Genomic DNA, 14,795 nt, shown 5'->3' with positions numbered 1-14,795 from the left:
GCCGACCGCTCACACTATTTGAAGGGCACGTATGAACTTCACCCACGTCATTTTTGACCTCGACGGAACGCTCCTCAACACGCTTGAGGACCTCGCTGCCGCCGGAAACCACACCTGCGCCGCTCATGGTTGGCCAACCTTCACGCCCGACCAGTACCGCTATAAGGTGGGAAACGGCCAGCCCAAGCTTATCGAGCGCATCATCCCGGCCGAATACGCTGGTGACGGGCGCATGTTCGAGCAGGTCATTGGTGAGTTTCGCGCCTACTACGACGCACATAAGGAAGACCACACGGCGCCCTACCCCGGCGTGATCGACATGCTCGACACCCTGCGAGACGCCGGCGTGCACCTGGCCGTTCTGTCAAATAAGGATCATCCGGCTGCCGAGCCCCTCGTTGCACGCTACTTTGGCGCGCGCTTCGATCTGGTTCAGGGCCGCATCGACGCCTATCCGCCCAAGCCCGCCGCGCCTATCACCCGCTATGTACTCGACCAGCTCGAGGCCGATCCCGCTAGCACACTCTATGTGGGCGATAGCAACGTCGACGTGGCGACCGGACACAACGCCGGGCTCGCCGTTGCGGGGGTATCCTGGGGATTTCGCGGCAGAAGCGAGTTGGAGGACGCGGGCGCGGACTACGTGGTCGACACACCCGACGAGCTGGCAGAACTTATCTGCACCCGGTAAACGAAACGCGCAACCTTACGCGCCGAGCCGCCAGCTCGCAAACGCACAGATAAGCCCGATGGCGAGCACTGCAAGCGCACCCGAAATATCGACAAGAACCCCTGTCACACCGCGGCGCTCGCGCCATTCCGAGAGCTCTCCGCCGGTCACCGGCCACATGCGCCACACGATGAGCGCCATGCCTGCCAGTCCGACGAGATTCTGCAGAAACGCCTCTGCGCAAATGAGGCCAATGACATTGCCGAGGGCATATCCCCCGTCGCCCGCGGCGTAGTGACGGTACGCAAAGCGCAAGATCCAAGCGGCGAGCGGCTGCGCCATAGCGGCGATAAAGCTCACGGCAAAGGCGGGGTCACTGCGCATGGCCTCTTCGAGACCCATGCCCGCAACCGACGAGTAACCCACCAGCGCAAACGGAAAGATCACCAAGATGACCTGCACGGTCATAACGATACGATGGGTGAGCTGTTCGCGTTTGGACGAGAGGTTGCGCGGGGACGACGCTGCAGCAAGCTCGCGCTCCGGGCTATCCGTTCGCGACGAGCGTCGCGCCGCCGCTGCCTGTGCACGCGTCATCTTCTTCTTGCCCATAGCCACTCCTCCGTCTCAATCCATCCTTGGTTGCCAGCTAATCCCCGTCCGCATGTGGAACACTTGTTGCCACACGCCCGACCGACCGCTCCCGCAGGGCGTTTCCCGCAGGCACGGGCGCGCGAAGCGCGCACCCGTGCCGAGGACCACGCCCGAAGGGAGCGTTCGGCCGGGCATCTGCGCCTAGTGCAGCTCAGGCCAGAAATCCTTGTTGGCCTCGATGAGGTCGTCCAAAATGAGCTTCGCGACCTTGGCAGAAGGCACGGTCTTGGAAAGCGTAAGGGCCTGCCAAAGCTTCTGGTAGCTGCCCTCGACCCAAGCCTGGACCACGAGCTTCTCCACGCTCACCTGCTGCTCCATCATGCCCTTCTGGAACTGCGGGATCTTACCCTGGCAGATGCGCTCGTAGCCGTTCTTGCCCACGATGCAGGGCACCTCGACCATAGCGGTCTCGTCAAAGTTCAAAACCGCACCCTCGTTGGGGACGATCAACAGGAACCGCTCGAGCGTGTTCTCCGCCAGCGCGCAGGCGAGGTCCACGATGTAGGTCGCGTGCGCGTCGGCCTCAAAGCCGCAGTCCTTGGCCGTACCAGCGTCGATGATGCGCTGGCACTCGCCAAAGACGCGCTTCTCGCGGCCGTCCATAACCTCGTTGGCACGGGTGTACTCGGGGTTGGAAGTCTCCACCACATAATCGGGGTACAGGTAGTACTTGAGGTACGTGTTGGGGATGGTCTCCGGGTCGACCGCGTAGACGTCCTTCGCCTTCTCGAACGTGTGGATCCAGCTCTCCTCGACATGCTGGGCGTGCTCACCGGTCATCTCGATGCCGTCCATATAGCCGTTCTTGGCCATATGCTCCTTGATCTGGGGCATGAGGTCGTTGCCGTCCTTGTCGTAGATCTTAGACCACCAGCCAAAGTGGTTGAGGCCGTAGTAGCTGTACTGCAGCTCGCGACGGTCCTTGATACCGCACATGTAGGCCATCTTGTCCATAAGATCGATGGGCATGTCGCAGATGTTGATGATCTTGGAGTTGGGACGGAGTACGCGGCAGGCCTCGGCCACGATGGCGGCCGGGTTGGAGTAGTTGAGCATCCAGGCGTCGGGCGAGTACTTCTCCATGTAGTCGAGAATCTCGATGACGCCGCCGATGGAGCGCATGCCGTAGGCGATGCCGCCGGGGCCGCAGGTCTCCTGGCCGAGAACGCCGTACTTCAGCGGGATCTTCTCGTCCTTCTCGCGCATGGCGTAGAGGCCAACGCGGATGTGGGCGAGAACAAAGTCGGTACCCGTAAAGGCAGTCTCGGGGTCGGTCGTATAGCTGAACTCGATCTCGGGCGCGTTCTCGCGGAAGTAAATCTCGCAGGCCTTGGCCACGATCTCCTGGCGCTCGGCAAAGTTGTCGTAGAACGTGATCTTGTTGACCGGGAAGCGGTCACGCTCTTCAAGGAGCATGAGCGCGATGCCCGGGGTGAAGGTCGACCCGCCACCGGCAATGGTAACGGCGTACGCTGACTTACCCATGATGACTCCAATCGTTTTGCCGCATCCTTTTTTCGTCACGGCCGCGGCATGCGCGCGACGATATGGGACCTAACGTGCGGTGCGCGGGGGATCCGTCGGGCGGGGCGCCGCGCACCGGGGCACCCCACCCAAAAGAGGGACCGTTAGAGCAGCTGCTCAAAGACGTCGCGGACCTTGGGAACGGACAGGCCAATGATGACCTGCATGTTCTTGCCGTTCTTGGCGATACCGTGCGTACCGATTGCCTTGAAGTTGGCCTCGGGTGCAACGAGCGACTCGTCGCGAACGTTCACGCGCAGACGGGTAGCGCAGTTGGTGACGTCGATGACGTTCTCGCGCCCGCCGAGCAAGTCGAGAATGTTCTCGGCGAGGATCTTGCGCTCCTCGGCCTTGCTGCCGGCAACCTCCTTGGAGGCGGCGGCACCGCTCTGGGCGGCCTTGAACTCGGCCTTGGACTTGAGGGAAACCTCAACGTCGTCGTCCTCGCGACCAGGGGTCTTGAAGTCGAACTTCAGGATGAGGAAGCGGAAGACCACGACCCAGATGGCGCTGAAGACAAGGCCGATGGCGATGGAGAGCAGGTACTGCAGACCGTAGGTAGCGCCGAGCGGCAGGAAGTCCCAGGAAGCCATGGAGATGATGCCACCGTCGAAGATACCCACGGTGCCTACGAGGTTCTGCACCATGCAGAGCGTCGCGCCGAGGATGGAGTGCACCACAAAGAGCTGCGGGGCGATGAACAGGAACGTAAAGTCGAGGGGCTCGGTGATGCCGCAGAGCATAGCAGTAAGGCCGACCGGGATGAGGAGCGTCTTGGTCTCTTTGCGGCGCTCGGGCTTAGCCGTCAGGTAGAAGGCGATGCAGACACCGAGGGAGCCAAAGACCTTGGTCCAACCGGGGCAGGTGTAGGCAGCCCACGGAGCAGCCTCGGCGAGGGGCTCGCCGGACGCGGCAAGCGTGGGCAGAATGGTCGCCCACTGCGGGTAGATTCCGCCGGAGACAGCTGCGTCCGCATAGTAGAACGGGGTGTAGATGAAGTGATGGAGGCCGGTGGGAATGAGGATGCGCTCGAGGAACGCAAAGACCCAGACGCCCACAGCGCCCGTGGAGAGGATGAAGCCCTGGAAGAGCTGGATACCGTGCTGGATCGGTGGCCAAACCACGCAGGCGATGATGGCGCACGGCAGCATCACAAAGAACGAGACAGCGTAGACAAAGACCGAGCCGCCAAAGACGCCGAGCCAGTCGGGAAGCTCGGTATCGAAGAACTTGTTGTGGAGCATCACGGTGATACCCGAGATGATGAGCGCGCCCATCATGCCCATGTCGAGCGTCTTGATGCTCGCGATGGTGGCAAGGCCCGTGCCACTTGCAGCCTCGACGGAGAAGTCCACGCCAAAGACGCCGCCCCACTGGGCGAGGATCGTATTAACGAAGTAGTTGAACGTGAGATACGCGGCAAGCGCCTCCATGCAGGCACGCGCCTGCTGATGCGTGGCGAGCGTAATGGGCAGCGCAACGCAGAACAGAAGCGGCATCTGGTTGAAGAGCGTCCAACCGCCCTGGAGCAAGACGTTCCAGCAGTCGTACCAGGGGTTACCGGCAACCGCCAGCGACCCAAAGATGGCTTCGGTGGTAAACAGCGTGCCCAGGCCGACCACGATGCCCGAGAAGGCAAAGAGGATCGCCGGGGTGTACATGGCACCACCGAACTTTTGGATTTTCTGCATCATGACAGAGAACCTCCCTTTCTCCCCGCAGATACCCGTGCGGGCGTCTGCGTGGTGCAGGTATGAATCCGAAGAGTCCCAAAAGGCACGTCGCGCCGGCTCGAGTGCCTCCCCTTCTGAGTGCATCATACGCGCAAGTTGTCTAGACAAGAATATACCTGTCTAGACAACCGATAAACGGTAGTGATTTGCCGGTGAACGGTAGCTCTTGGGACCAGGGCGCGCTCCGCCGTCTGAAGCTGACTGTTCTTTTAGCTGGTATTACGCATGATTATGTGAAGATACAGACCGTTCTTTTTCAGCTCGCTCATTTCGATTTGAAATAGAGATAGAAACTTTACTTGTCTAGATAAGTTTGCTTTGTTAGACTGTCCGCAACATATACCTTTGCCACGGCTTCGATGCCGAGCGAGCAAACTGGGGAGGACCCAAATGAAAAGCGCGATGTTCTATGGAAAGCACGACCTGCGCATCGAGGAGGCGCCCAAGCCTGTCGTGGGTCCGCACGATGTTCTCATCCAGGTGAAGGCGTGCGGCGTCTGCGGAACCGACGTCCATATCTACGAGGGCGATAAGGGTGCTGCCGACGTGACGCCGCCCACGATCTTGGGCCACGAGTTCTCTGGCATTGTCGCCGAGGTGGGCCCCGAGGTGAGCGACTTTGCCGTGGGCGATCGCGTCTGCATCGACCCCAACCACCCGTGCGGCTGCTGCGAGCCCTGCCGCGACGGCATCAACCATTACTGCGAGCACATGACCGGCTATGGCACCACCGTGGACGGCGGCTTTGCCGAGTACTGCGCAGTCGACGCACAGCAGGTGTACAAGCTCGGCCCCAACACGAGCTTTGAGCAGGGCGCCATGACCGAACCGGTTGCCTGCTGCCTGCACGGCATCGACATGTGCAACATCCACCCCGGTAGCTCCGTGGTGGTCATCGGCGGCGGCATGATCGGTCTCATCATGATGCAGCTCGCCCGCATCTCGGGCGCCACCAAGATCGCGCTTTTGGAGCCCGTTGCGGGCAAGCGCGCCGTTGCCGAGCAACTCGGTGCCGACCTTACCGTTGACTCCATCAACGACGACCCCGCTGCGCGCCTTGCCGAGGCGGGCTTTGGCAACATCGACGTTGTGATCGAGTGCGTGGGCAAGCCCGTCACCATCGAGCAGGCCATCGGTCTTGCCGGACACAAGGCGACCGTCATGATGTTTGGCCTCACCAAGCCCGACGAGACCATTACGGTGAAACCCTTCGAGATCTTCCAGAAGGAGCTCGTGCTCACCTCGTCCTACATCAACCCTTACACCCAGCGCCGCGCCCTTGCGCTCATCGACTCGGGCCGCCTCGACGTGTCGAGCATGGTACACGCCGTCGCAAGCTTAGAGGAGCTGCCGGATATCCTCGGTAAACCCGAGGTCCGCGCTCTCGGCAAGTACATCATCTCGCCCGAGAAGTAGCCGCACGCCAGCCGCCGGACCGCCGGCACGCCAGCACGCCAGCAACCACCGTGCTCCCGCCCCGTTCGCCCTCCCCGCGAGCGGGGCTTATCTGTAAATAGGGGACGCGGCGCATGCCGAGGCGGAGGCACGACCCGCACGTTGACGTTGCCGTGCCAAGTCGTTACGCTTGGGTAGACAAGTTGTAGACAAGGAACGGCAGTATGTCGAAGTCAGTTTTTCAGGATATCTTTGCCGACATCAAACAGGCCATTGAGAGCGGCGACTATCCCTACCAGTCCTACCTCCCCTCCGAGAACGAGTTGAAGGAGCTCTACGACTGCTCGCGCACCACAGTGCGCCGCGCACTCGCAAGCCTTGCCGCCGAGGGTTATGTGCAGCCGCAACAGGGCAAGGGTGTGCGCGTCATTCGCGATACCTCCAGCGAACCGCCGCGCGGCATGGACGGACTCGAGACCTTTAAAGAGATTGCCGTGCGCCGCGGCTTCACGCTTGTGACCAAGGTGAACGTCTTTGAGCTGCTGGTTGCCGATGAGGCGCTCTCGCGCATCACGGGCTTTCCCGAGGGCAGCGACCTTACCCGGGTGAAGCGCATCCGCTATGCAGGCGGCGTTGCGGTGGGTAGCGACGACAGCTACTACCTCAGCTCAACGGTGCCCGGCCTCACGCCGGAACTCGCCGAAGACTCCATCTACCGGTATCTGGAAGAGGACCTCGGCATAAAAATCGGAACGGGCACGCGCGATGTGACCGTCGAGCACCCCACTAAAGAGGACCGTCGCTGCCTTGATTTGGGCGACTTCGATAGCCTGGCCGTCGTGCGCGGCAAGACCTACCGCATCGATGGCACGCTTATGGAATACACCGAGACCAAGCAGGTGCCCTCGTTCTTTGCACTGCACGAGACGGTGCTGCGCTCGGGCGTCCCCCGCGGCTAGGCGCCCCCGAAACTAGGTGCCTCGCCGCATGGCAACGGGCCCCGTGGTGGGCAGCGGGAGCCGATGCTCGCCGGGATGCTCGTTGTTGCGGAACTTTCCCACCATATCGAGCACCTTCAGGCGCCAAACCGTGGTCGCGGGCACCGTCTTGAGGTTGAAGGTAAAGTCGTCCTCGTGATAGTGACGCATGAGAATCTTGAGGCCGGCGACCTTTTGGTCGTCCGGCACCATCTCAATCGTGCCGTGACCAATGACGCTGCGGTATCCCATGGTGCAGCTCATACGCTCGTCGTAGAAGATGAAGCGGTGGTCGCAGTCCACCTCAAACGTGGCCCGGTTGTCTTGAGCGATAAGGTCGAGCTTTCTGCCCCGGCAGGCGCTGTGAAAGTACAGGTAGACCTGCTCGCCCTCAACGTCCAACCCAAAGTTCAACGGGATCACATAGGGAAACCCTGTCTCGGGGTCGTTCAGGGCGATGCGACACGCGTCGCAGTCACGCAAGATGGCGAGCTGCTCGCCCAAATCGGTAATCTCGCGGTCTTTACGGATCATGGCACCCATCTCCTCTACCAAGAACTCACCATGCCGTCTGTCATATCTTGGCAACCTTGTTCGTACAGGTCAAGCGCACACCATCTCCGGTAAACGGCCTGAAATGACCGCCGCACGGCATGCTGCCTGAGAGCGGTATGATGGTGGGAGCATGTTCGTACAACAAGAGGTGGTCTTGTGCCTAAGGCGGTCTTTTTAAACATCTACCGCGACCTGCGCGAGCGCATTGAGGACGGAACGTACGGCTATCAGGAGTTCCTCCCCTCGGAAAACGAACTCACGCAGGAGTTCTCCTGTTCGCGCAGCTCGATCCGTCGCGCGCTCGGCATGCTCGCCCAAGACGGCTACGTGCAGGCGCAGCAGGGCAAGGGTGTGCGCGTGATCCGCAATCCCGCTATCGCCAAGCGAGAGGGCTACATCGGGCTCGAGACCTTCAACGAGCTTGCCGGTCGCTGCGGGTTCTCCCCTCGCACCGAGCCGATTATCTGCGAGGAAGTCGTCGCAGACGAGGAGCTCGCCCAGCTAACTGGTTTTGAGGAGGGCAGCCGCCTCGCGCACATCCTGCGCGCCCGCTACGCGGACGGCGTCGCCATCTCTACCGACGACAGCTACTACCTCGCAGAGGCGGTGCCCGGCCTCACGCCCGAGGTGGTTGCACATTCGGTCTACGCCTACCTCGAGGGGACCCTCGGCATCCGCATCGCCACAAGCCGCCGCGTCATCACCATCGAGGCGGCGAGCGACACCGATAGCCGCATCCTTGACTTGAACGGCCTCAACGCGGTGGGCGTGATGCGCTCGCATGCCTTTGACGCCGACGGCATCATGATCGAATACACTGAGTCCCACCAGAAGCCGGGCTTCTTCGCCTTTAGCGAGACCGCCCTGCGCCCGGCCCACTGAGCCCGCGTCGGCAAACCACGCGCACCTCGAAAGGATGCCTATGGACCAGCCGGTCTTTATCATGATGATCGTTATCGGAGCGCTGCTTGTGGCGCTTATCGTGCTCGTTGCGCTCATGTGTGCGCGCCTCGCTGCGGGAGAGCGGCAGGGCGCCCAACAGCTTGAACGGAGCGAGGAGCTCGAACGGGCACTCGCCGGCGCGCAGGAGGAGCTTGCCCAGATGCGCGGCAACCTCGCCCTTATCGCCCAGCACGCCTCAACCGAGTCCGCGCTTAGCCGCCAGCGGCACGACACGCTGGTACAGCGCATCGGCGAGTCCGATGAGCGCACCGACGGCGTGCGCCGCGATGTTGCCCAGCAACTCGACATCAACCGCCAGACGATCGACGCGCGCCTCGCCCAGATGGGCGAGACCCTAAACACGCAGCTCACCGATGTGCGCGGCAGTGTCGAACGCCAGCTCACCGATATTCGCAGCGACACCAACACGCAGCTCGACCGCATGCGCGCCACCGTGGACGAGAAACTGCAGAAGACGCTGAACGACCGCATCACGCAATCGTTTGCGCTCGTGAACGAGAGCCTCGACAAGGTGGGGCGCGGTCTGGGCGAGATGCAGAGTCTGGCCTCCGACGTGGGCGGACTCAAGCGCGTACTCTCGGGCGTGAAGACGCGCGGCATCTTGGGCGAGGTCCAGCTCGGCGCCATCTTGGCCGAGATGCTCGCCCCCGGCCAGTACGACTGCGACGTGGCAACGGTACCCGGCAGCGCCAACCGCGTCGAGTTTGCCGTCAAGCTGCCCGGTGACGCCGGAGAGACCATCTACCTGCCCATCGACGCCAAGTTCCCCGGCGATACCTATGAGCACCTGCGCGAGGCGCTCGACACGGGCGACACCGCTGCCGCCGAGGCGGCCTGGAAGCAGCTCGAGCGCCGTTTGAAGGACGAGGCGCGCGACATTCGCGAGAAGTACCTCGAGCCGCCGGCAACTACCGCCTTTGGCATCCTCTTTTTGCCCTTTGAGGGGCTTTACGCCGAGGTCGCGAACCGCCCGGGGCTTCTTGAGGAGCTGCAACGCACCTACCGGGTGAACGTGGCGGGCCCGAGCACTATGGCGGCTCTGCTCAACAGCCTGCAGATGGGCTTTCAGACCGTTGCCATCCAGCAGCGTGCCAGCGAGATCCAAACGGTGCTCGCGGCCGTCAAGACCGAGTTTGGCACCTATCAGAAGATGCTCCGCCAGGCCCAAAAGCAGCTCGGCACCGTAAGCCGCACGGTCGATACGCTCGTGGGCACGCGCACGCGCGCGATGGAGCGCAAGCTCCGTAGCATCACCGAGCTCGAGGACCCCGCCGAGGCCGAGCGCATCATAGGGGTAGAGACCCTGGAAGCAGCCCACGCCTCGGACGAGATGATTGTCACCGCAGAGGAGGACTGACATGCCCCGCGAAACCAACGCCGCTAAGCGCGCCCGCGCCATCGAGGTCTGCGAGCGCCTGAACCGCCGCTACGGACCGGTCGAGTGCTTCCTCGACCACGAGAATCCCTTCCGGCTGGTCATCTCGGTCTTGCTCTCCGCGCAAACGACCGACGCCCAAGTGAACAAGGTCACCCCGGAGCTGTTCCGTCGCTGGCCCACGCCCGAGGCCATGGCGTCCGCCACGCCTGCCGAGGTCGCCGAGGTTATCCGCTCGCTTGGCTTCTACAAGACCAAGGCGGTCCACGCTGTCGAGTGCGCCCAGATGATCGTAGCCGATTACGGCGGCGAGGTGCCTGCCGACATGAAGGAGCTCGTCAAGCTCCCCGGCGTGGGGCGCAAGACGGCTAACATCGTCCTCAACGTTGGGTTTGGCATCGTGGAGGGCATCGCGGTCGACACACACGTCAACCGCATCGCCCATCGCCTCATGCTCTCGCCCAAAACGCATGCCAAAGAGCCCCTAAAGACGGAGCAGGACCTGTTGAAGATCCTCCCGCGCGAGTACTGGGACCAGGTCAACCACCAGTGGATCAGCTTTGGCCGCGAGATTTGCGACGCGCGCAGCCCCAAGTGCGGCGAGTGCCCTCTCGCGGACCTCTGCCCCAGCGAGCGTGCCTAACGCTGCCCCACGAATCGCCCTGATCCGTAGCTACCCTACGGCCGCCTGCGGTGCATCGTCTGCTATGTCCTCGTCAGCAGGGACGTCCGGCGCGCAGGTCTTCTTGGGACGACCTGCGCAGCGACGGCGCTTCATGTAGTTCTCGAGCGACTCCAAGTCGACCCACGCGCGCGTCCCCTCTCGCCAGCCCGTAATAACGTGGCCTTTAACCATCTGTGACACCCGCGCGGGTGTCACACCAAGACGGCGCGCCGCGTCCGCCGCGGACAACTTAGGGATAGTCTCCCTACCCGCCGACACGCCGATAACAACAATCTTGCTGTTCTCATACCGCGGCGTGTTGCCAAAGGTGGCTTTGGGCATGGGCTTCCCGGAAATCTCATGCTCTTCGATAACGCACTTGAGCCAGTCCGCTGCCATATCGCAGGCGTCGGCAAAGTCCTCGCCCTGCGTTCCTCCCCCCATATCGAAGGGGAGCACCACATAATAGCCTTCCGTTGGAATAAATTCGAATTCGTATACGCAAAACTGCACGATAGCCCCCCTTAATCTCGCCTTCTTGTCATGCAATCCTCCTCACTATTCCATAAACATTAACTAGGTTTAGTATTTAAGAGAAAACCGATTGCTTGCTTGAGATGCATACGCCTGAAACGTTGTGACCACTGAGTAGAAGAGATCATGCAGCAGCTCCCCCACCTCTGCGGGGGTGGCACCACTCGCAATACAGGTGAGCGCATAGCTGGCAATAAACAGGGCTATCAAAGCAATGGGGACGAGCACTACCGCGGCAAGCAATCGCACGGCAGCAAGCACCTTGCGACGCCGCTGGCGGCGCCTATCAAAGGCGAGCTCCTCGCGATACGCCTCTTGCTCGAGCGAGTACGACCTATCCGGTCGCTCGCCGCGCGCGCTCTGAGGACGCTTATCGTCCGATGGCTCATTCGATTGTCTGGGAGTTTCTGGCGGTGTAAAAAGCGGTCCCGCCGCCTCACCGACCACATGTGCGAGCCGCTTTGCCCGCGACTCTTCCGTCTCGATAAACAGGTCCATACCAAACGCCTCCTCTAGAGAGGAGTGCGGAGACGGAGCCTACAGCATGGAACGCGCAGAGCCTCTTGTCAACCCCCGCCAATAATAGGCGCCTCTCGACCCAGACCCCCGGCCCGTCCGAGCTTCAAACAAGAGGAGGCCCCCGAAGGAGATTCCCTAAGCGAACATTCCGCAGCGCGCAAGCGCGAGGACGTTCGCGTGGGAACTCCTTCGGGGGCCTCCCCCTCAGGTGTGAAGCTCAGACCTTAGTAGTTGACGACCTGCTCCTCGAAGTAGCTCTGCGGATGGTTGCAGACCGGGCAGACCTGCGGGGCAGCCGGACCAACATGCAGATGGCCGCAGTTCAGGCACTTCCAGACCTTGACGCCCTCGCGATCGAAGACCTCGCCCTTCTCCACGCGCTCAGCGAGCTTGAGATAGCGCTCCTCATGAGCCTTCTCAACCGCGCCGACGCCACGGAACTTGGCGGCGATCTCCTTGAAGCCCTCCTCCTCGGCGGTCTTCGCGAACTCGTCGTACATGGTGGTCCACTCGTAGTTCTCGCCGGAGGCGGCATCCTTCAGGTTGTCGAGGGTACCGGGCACCGCGCCGCCGTGCAGGTACTTGAACCAAAGCTTGGCATGCTCGGACTCGTTGAGGGCCGTCTCCATAAAGATGTTCTGGATCTGAACGTAGCCGTCCTTCTTAGCCTGCGAGGCGTAATAACGATACTTGGTGTGAGCCTGCGACTCACCGGCAAATGCAGTCTCGAGGTTCTTCTTGGTCTGAGAGTTCTCAAAGTCCATGGGTATCCCTTTCCCTTCTATGAGAACGGTATGTTGCGCGCTATCTGCGCGTTTACTTGTTATACCCATTTATGCGCAACGCCATCAGCGGCATCTGTTGCTACGCAATTGCCCAAACGCCATCGCTCTCAGCGCAAAAGCCCTCTCGCGCGAGCGCCGCGAGGATCGCCTCCACCTCATCCGCCGCAACGGGATTACGGCCCGCCGTTGCCTCAAACGCGTCCAAGCGGGCGCGGACATCGTCGAAGGCAAGCCCAGGTAGCCCCTCGTCACGAGCCGCCAGCAGCAAGCGTACGACCTCTGCCCGCTTCTGGCGACGCGAGCCCTCAAAACGAGACTGCCGCACATGCCCCGCCGAGCGACGCGAAGGATTAGGGATGGTCTTCTTGAGATAGGCGCCGTAGTCGAGCAGCGCATAGTACCAGTTACGCGGCGTATCGAGGGCATCTTGGGGCGCCGCATGAAGTTCGTCGGGCATAGAGTCGCTCCCCAGGGCATCCTCGGGCGCGGCGGGACAAGTTTGCTCGATCAGCGGAATGAGCTCGCGGTCGGGCACGCCGGGAACATCGGGAAAGAAGTGGTGGAGAAACACGGTCCGCACGTTGGTCTCGAGATACACGCCGGGCAGGTCAAAGGCAAACGCGCGGATGCCCTGCGCCGTAGCGGGGCCAATACCGGGGAGCGACACGAGCTCCGCCGTGTCGTGCGGAAACACTCCGTCAAAACGCGAGACGATCTGCCCCGCGGCCTCGCGCAGTGCGAGCGCGCGGCGATTGTAGCCCATACCCTGCCAAAGCTCCAAAACATCGGCAACGGGCGCGGCGGCGAGCGCCTCCACGGAAGGAAACCGGTCGAGCCAGCGCGGCAGATACCCCTCGACGCGCGGTACCTGCGTCTGCTGGAGCATGACCTCGGAAAGCCAGATGATGTAGGGCTCGCGTGTGCGGCGCCACGGCAGATCGCGGTAGAGGCGCGCGCCCTCGGCGCGCATAAGGGTCCTAAAGGCGTTGAGTTCCATGGCGGAGGTTACTGCTCGAGCTTCCAGGCAGTGCCGCAACCTGCGTAGGAGCAGAACGCCTCGCGGTCGGCGAACTGGCTCTCGACGGCGGGGAACCTGCGGTGCTTGACCACGTCTTCGAGCGTGACGGAGTCGAGGTAGCTTGCAACCAGGGCGGTGAGGCCGTTCCAGAGCGGGTGATAGCAGCAGCTGTCCATGCGCTCGCAGAAACCGTCGGGCGCGGTGCAATCGTTGAAGTAGAGCGGACCTTGGACCGCCTCCACGATGTCTTTAACGGTAACCTTGGCAGGATCCGCCTTGAGGCGCATACCGCCGTGCACACCGCGCAGACTCTCGATAATGCCAGCCTGCACGAGACCGTGCTGGATGGAGCGGGCAAAGGAGTAGGGTACGTCCACCTGGTCGGCCGCCGTACGGACAGAGAGCAGCGCACCGTCGCTCTCGACCAAGATAGAGAGGATACGCAGCGCGTAGTCGGTCTTTCTCGAGATGTCCATGCTATCCCCTTGCCGCTGCCCGCCTAAGCGGGCTGTAATCCGGCGACGCCACAAGCGGTACCGGTGGTTGGAAATGATACACGGTAGGTACTATACCATCCGGAAGAGTAGACAGAGCATCCTGCACGAATCGGACAGCTAGAAAAAAGACCCCGCCGAAGCGGGGTCTCAAAGCAGACAATGGCGGGAAGTACGGGGCTCGAACCCGCGACCTCCGACGTGACAGGCCGGCGCTCTAACCAAACTGAGCTAACTCCCCTCAGCAAATGCTGCGGTGGTAAGTATACACAGAAGACAATCGGCGGCGCAAGTACTTTTTTCAATAATTTTGGCAGAGCGTCCAACTCGTACTGCTACCTGCGCTTTTGTCTCAAGAATCGGCAACGGTAAGACGGACGCGCTACTCCCAGGCACTTGCGATGCGCAAAATGTCAACGGAGACCACCTTGCCGTCCTCAACGTACATGCGTGCAATGGAGGGCTTGGCGGAGTCGCGCGGGCTCGTGGCGGAGCCGGGGTTCACCACCAAACAACGACCCTGCTCGGCCACGCGGGCTCGGTGCGTATGGCCGCAAACACCCACGTCGATCGCGCCGACAGGCAGGTCCTCGCGATAATGCGAGACCGCAAACACAAGCCCCTCGTACTCAAAGGTGTTGAGGCGCTTGAGCGGCGGATCGTAGTTGTAGAAGGAGTCATTGTTGCCCAGGACAGCCTTGATGGGGCCGTAGTTTTGGAGCATGTCCCAATCGGCCTCGGAGGTCAGGTCCCCCGCATGGATGACAAGGTCGGCACCTTTGATTTCTGCCAGAAGGGCGCGCGAGAGCCGACCATGGGTGTCGGAGATGATATCGATGCGCTTCATGTCGCGAAAATCCTTTACTCGTGTATCCGAGCAGGCAGTGTAGCACATCTGAGCAGGGCGAACAGATTCTACATCTCGCTCAGCAGGC

The 14,795-nt window shown here is 61.8% G+C and carries 16 protein-coding genes and 1 tRNA gene; 6 read left to right on the top strand and 11 right to left on the bottom strand.

Translation table 11 applies throughout. The annotated features are described in order from the left end of the window. The first annotated feature begins 31 nt into the window (after positions 1-31). Positions 32-691 carry an HAD family hydrolase gene (locus tag B5F89_RS07570; RefSeq protein ID WP_087431178.1) on the top strand — a complete coding sequence of 220 codons (660 nt, stop codon included), beginning with the start codon at positions 32-34 and terminating at the stop codon, positions 689-691. Positions 692-706: 15 nt separating this feature from the next. On the opposite strand, the gene B5F89_RS07565 is transcribed toward B5F89_RS07570, so the two are convergent. The 3 genes from B5F89_RS07565 to B5F89_RS07555 form a co-directional block, all read right to left on the bottom strand. Next, complete coding sequence (locus tag B5F89_RS07565) at positions 707-1,282, bottom strand: hypothetical protein (protein ID WP_087431177.1); 576 nt, start codon at positions 1,280-1,282, stop codon at positions 707-709. A gap of 183 nt (positions 1,283-1,465) precedes the next feature. Beyond that, the gene (locus B5F89_RS07560) at positions 1,466-2,809 is read right to left on the bottom strand and encodes a 6-phospho-alpha-glucosidase (RefSeq protein ID WP_087431176.1); all 1,344 of its coding nucleotides are present in this window, start codon (positions 2,807-2,809) and stop codon (positions 1,466-1,468) included. Positions 2,810-2,952: 143 nt separating this feature from the next. Further along, positions 2,953-4,542 carry an alpha-glucoside-specific PTS transporter subunit IIBC gene (locus B5F89_RS07555; protein ID WP_087431175.1) on the bottom strand — a complete coding sequence of 530 codons (1,590 nt, stop codon included), beginning with the start codon at positions 4,540-4,542 and terminating at the stop codon, positions 2,953-2,955. Between the two features lie 429 nt (positions 4,543-4,971). Between B5F89_RS07555 and B5F89_RS07550 the strand changes: the two genes are divergently transcribed. Next, positions 4,972-5,997 (top strand): zinc-dependent alcohol dehydrogenase family protein, encoded by a 1,026-nt coding sequence (locus B5F89_RS07550; RefSeq protein ID WP_087431174.1) that lies wholly within the window; start codon positions 4,972-4,974, stop codon positions 5,995-5,997. Between the two features lie 203 nt (positions 5,998-6,200). Then, entirely contained in the window at positions 6,201-6,935 is a 735-nt protein-coding gene (locus tag B5F89_RS07545; protein WP_087431173.1) for a UTRA domain-containing protein, read from the top strand. A gap of 12 nt (positions 6,936-6,947) precedes the next feature. On the opposite strand, the gene B5F89_RS07540 is transcribed toward B5F89_RS07545, so the two are convergent. Further along, positions 6,948-7,487, bottom strand: coding sequence for a pyridoxamine 5'-phosphate oxidase family protein (locus B5F89_RS07540; RefSeq protein WP_087431268.1), 540 nt, complete (start codon positions 7,485-7,487; stop codon positions 6,948-6,950). A gap of 177 nt (positions 7,488-7,664) precedes the next feature. Here B5F89_RS07540 and B5F89_RS07535 point away from each other — a divergent pair, with 177 nt between their 5' ends. Genes B5F89_RS07535 through nth form a run of 3 tightly spaced genes read left to right on the top strand, consistent with a single transcriptional unit; the run spans position 7,665 to position 10,489 of the window. After that, complete coding sequence (locus B5F89_RS07535) at positions 7,665-8,390, top strand: UTRA domain-containing protein (RefSeq protein ID WP_087431172.1); 726 nt, start codon at positions 7,665-7,667, stop codon at positions 8,388-8,390. 40 nt (positions 8,391-8,430) lie between these two features. Further along, positions 8,431-9,828, top strand: a complete 1,398-nt coding sequence (gene rmuC / locus B5F89_RS07530) for a DNA recombination protein RmuC (protein WP_239286713.1) — start codon at positions 8,431-8,433, stop codon at positions 9,826-9,828. A 1-nt stretch (position 9,829) separates the two neighbouring features. Beyond that, positions 9,830-10,489, top strand: coding sequence for an endonuclease III (nth, locus tag B5F89_RS07525; protein WP_087431171.1), 660 nt, complete (start codon positions 9,830-9,832; stop codon positions 10,487-10,489). A 30-nt stretch (positions 10,490-10,519) separates the two neighbouring features. On the opposite strand, the gene B5F89_RS07520 is transcribed toward nth, so the two are convergent. The 7 genes from B5F89_RS07520 to B5F89_RS07490 form a co-directional block, all read right to left on the bottom strand. Beyond that, positions 10,520-11,023, bottom strand: a complete 504-nt coding sequence (locus B5F89_RS07520) for a helix-turn-helix domain-containing protein (protein ID WP_143758351.1) — start codon at positions 11,021-11,023, stop codon at positions 10,520-10,522. A 69-nt stretch (positions 11,024-11,092) separates the two neighbouring features. Beyond that, complete coding sequence (locus tag B5F89_RS07515; RefSeq protein ID WP_087431169.1) at positions 11,093-11,542, bottom strand: hypothetical protein; 450 nt, start codon at positions 11,540-11,542, stop codon at positions 11,093-11,095. 245 nt (positions 11,543-11,787) lie between these two features. Further along, positions 11,788-12,327, bottom strand: coding sequence for a rubrerythrin (gene rbr, locus B5F89_RS07510; RefSeq protein WP_087431168.1), 540 nt, complete (start codon positions 12,325-12,327; stop codon positions 11,788-11,790). A 100-nt stretch (positions 12,328-12,427) separates the two neighbouring features. Beyond that, the gene (locus tag B5F89_RS07505) at positions 12,428-13,345 is read right to left on the bottom strand and encodes an adenine glycosylase (RefSeq protein ID WP_087431167.1); all 918 of its coding nucleotides are present in this window, start codon (positions 13,343-13,345) and stop codon (positions 12,428-12,430) included. A gap of 8 nt (positions 13,346-13,353) precedes the next feature. Continuing rightward, positions 13,354-13,842, bottom strand: a complete 489-nt coding sequence (locus tag B5F89_RS07500) for an Rrf2 family transcriptional regulator (protein ID WP_087431166.1) — start codon at positions 13,840-13,842, stop codon at positions 13,354-13,356. Positions 13,843-14,023: 181 nt separating this feature from the next. After that, positions 14,024-14,101 (bottom strand) — tRNA-Asp (locus B5F89_RS07495). A gap of 141 nt (positions 14,102-14,242) precedes the next feature. Next, positions 14,243-14,707: a YfcE family phosphodiesterase gene (locus B5F89_RS07490; RefSeq protein WP_087431165.1), complete on the bottom strand. Its 465-nt coding sequence runs from the start codon at positions 14,705-14,707 to the stop codon at positions 14,243-14,245. Positions 14,708-14,795: the final 88 nt, after the last annotated feature.

This window comes from Collinsella sp. An307, assembly GCF_002161805.1.
Lineage (GTDB): Bacteria > Actinomycetota > Coriobacteriia > Coriobacteriales > Coriobacteriaceae > Coprousia.
The sequence above is the reverse complement of the archived record's forward strand: the minus strand, read 5'-3'. Positions and strand labels throughout refer to the sequence as shown.